The sequence below is a fragment of the Dietzia sp. SYD-A1 genome (assembly GCF_015356725.1).
Classification (GTDB): Bacteria; Actinomycetota; Actinomycetes; order Mycobacteriales; family Mycobacteriaceae; genus Dietzia.
The window spans coordinates 1-2569 of the sequence record NZ_JADDKI010000471.1 but is presented as its reverse complement, the minus strand read 5'-3'; the positions used below and the strand labels follow the sequence as shown (position 1 = coordinate 2569).

Genomic DNA, 2569 nt, shown 5'->3' with positions numbered 1-2569 from the left:
ATGCCGGCGTGGGCGGGGGTGTCCAGGCGCCACAGGGCGACGTCGGCCAGGTAGCCCGGTGCGAGCCGGCCGATCTCGTCCTGCCGGCCCAGCGTCCGCGCCCCCTCCACGGTGGCCATCCGCAGTGCGGTGCGCACGTCCAGGGCGCGGGGGCCACGGGTGGCCCGGGCCACCAGCAGCGCCTGGTGCATCTCCTCCCACAGCACGCCGGACTCGTTGCTCGCGGCGCCGTCGACCCCCAACCCCACGGTCACGCCCGCGGCGAGCATGTCGGGTACGCGGGCGATGCCGGCGCCGAGCCGACCGTTGGACACGGGGCAGTGCGCGGCCGCCATGCCGCCGGAGGCCATCGCGGCGATCGCAGGATCGTCCAGGTGCACGGTGTGGGCGAACCACACGTCGGGGCCGGTCCAGCCGACGGATTCCATGTACTGCATGGGGGTGCGGCCGAACCGTTCGCGGCAGAACGCCTCCTCGTCGTCGGTCTCGGCCAGGTGGGTGTGCAGTCGCACGCCCCGCTCGCGGGCCAGGTCCGCGCTGGCGCGCAGCAGGTCGCCGGTCACCGAGAACGGCGAGCAGGGCGCCACGGCGATACGGCACATCGAGTCCGGTGCGGGATCGTGGTGCCGGTCGATCACCTCGGCCGTGCCGGCCAGGATCGCGTCGATGCCCTCCACCACCGAGTCCGGCGGCAGCCCACCGGAGCTGCGGCCCAGGTCCATGGAACCGCGGCACGGGTGGAAGCGAAGCCCCACCGTGGCGGCGGCGGAGATCTCGGCGGCGAACACGTCGCCGGCGTCGGCGGGCACCACGTAGTGGTGGTCGGTGGTGGTGGTGCAGCCGCCCAGCGCGAGGTGCGCCAGTCCCCCGAGTGCGGCGGTGCGGACGTCGTCGGCGTCGATGCCGGCCCACACCGGATAGGAGGCGGTGAGCCACTCGAAGAGCGTGGCGTCGGCCGCGAGTCCGCGGGTGAGCCACTGATACAGGTGGTGATGGGTGTTGACCAGACCGGGAGTGGCCAGGCAGCCGGTCCCGTCGATCCGGTCCACGCCGTCGGGAACCAGTGCGGGATCGCACGGCCCCGCCCCCACCGCGGTGATGCGGCCCCCGATGAGCAGAAGGTGGCCGCCGGCGTACTCGGCGGCATGGTCGTCCACGGTCGCGATCGCGCAGTTCTCGATGAGGACGGCCCCGCCGCCCTGCGCCGTCACGGGCGCGTCCCCACCGGAGCCGGGCGCGTGAACGCCGGGGTGAACCCGCGCGCCCGCGCCGAGCGGACCATGCGGTCGGTGAGCTGGGCGTCCGCCTCGTCCGCGAGCGGGTGCAGGCTGCGCGCCCCTTCGGCGACCAGCCGCCCGCCCACGTACACGTGCGTGAGGTTCCGGAGGGAGCACGCCAACACGTACGTCGCCACCGGGTCCCAGATCGGACCCGTGGCCGGGGCCGACGGGTCCACGACGAGGAGGTCGGCGTGCTTGCCCACCTCGATGCTGCCGATCCGACCGGACAGGCCCAGCGCCTCGGCGCCCCCCAGGGTGTGCATCCGCAGCACCTCGTGGGCGGCCAGGATCGAGGCGTCGGAGTGCACGGCCCGCTGCGTGTACAGGCCAATGCGCATGTTCTGGAAGGGATCGGAGACATCGGTGCAGGACTGGTCGTCGAGTCCCATCCCCACACGGATGCCCGCCTCCCGGTACCCCGTGACGTCGGCGATGCCCGAACCCAGCCGTCCGTTGGAGGTGGCCTGCCAGATCACGGCCGAGTCCGTCTCCGCCACGCGGCGCACCATCTGCTCGGTGGGGTGGACGAAGTGTCCGAAGGCGAAATCGGGTCCCAGCACCCCGGCGCGGTCGTACCAGGCGAACTTGGCCCGCTGCACCTCGAGGTGTTCGGCGGTCTCCACGAAGTGGGCCTGGTTGCCCACCCCGTGGCGGGCCATGGCCTCGCGCTCACGGTCGGCGGTGACCGGCAACGACGACCACTGCACCGACCCGAACACCGAGCCGCCGAGGTCCAGGTCCCGGGGGACCGTGCGCAGGCGGTGGTCGGTGACGTGGGCGAACGCCTCGAAGCACTCCGCTTCGGGCAGTTGCTCGTCGTCCAACCGGGTCGAGGTGACGCACCGGAGCCCGGAGTCGGCCTGCGCGTCGATCTGTCGCGTGAGGAAGTCGACGTCGTGGACCCGCTCGGCCACCAGGGTCGAGGTGGCGTGGTCGAACACCGCCACCACCCGACTCTGGGTGAAGTTGTAGGCGCTGGTCACGCCGTTGCGCAGGAAGTCCAGACAGCCGGCGAGGGTGAACCAGTACAGGTCCTCCGACTCCGCCCCGACCATCATCTCGCCCATCCGCGAGACCCAGCCGTAGAGCGTGTCATCGGGGGCGATGCCGCGCATGCCGGCGGTGAACAGGTGACTGTGCGCGGAGACGAACCCCGGCGCCAGGATCGACCCGCCCAGGTCGTGGACGGTCCCGGGCAGGCCAGGCGGCGGGTCGCCGGGGCCCAGTCCGGCGATCAGCCCGCCCTCGTCGACGTGGACCCAGCCGTGGAACCACCGGGGGTCGTCGAC

At 72.9% G+C, this 2569-nt stretch carries 2 protein-coding genes; both read right to left on the bottom strand.

Annotation, left to right across the window (positions count from 1 at the left end; translation table 11 throughout):
* On the bottom strand, positions 1–1211 hold a 1211-nt coding region (locus IY392_RS15780), incomplete at its 3' end, for an 8-oxoguanine deaminase (protein WP_194861721.1).
* The coding region (locus IY392_RS15775) for an amidohydrolase family protein (protein ID WP_194861720.1) at positions 1208–2569 on the bottom strand (1362 nt) is incomplete at its 5' end. The genes IY392_RS15775 and IY392_RS15780, both read right to left, overlap by 4 nt.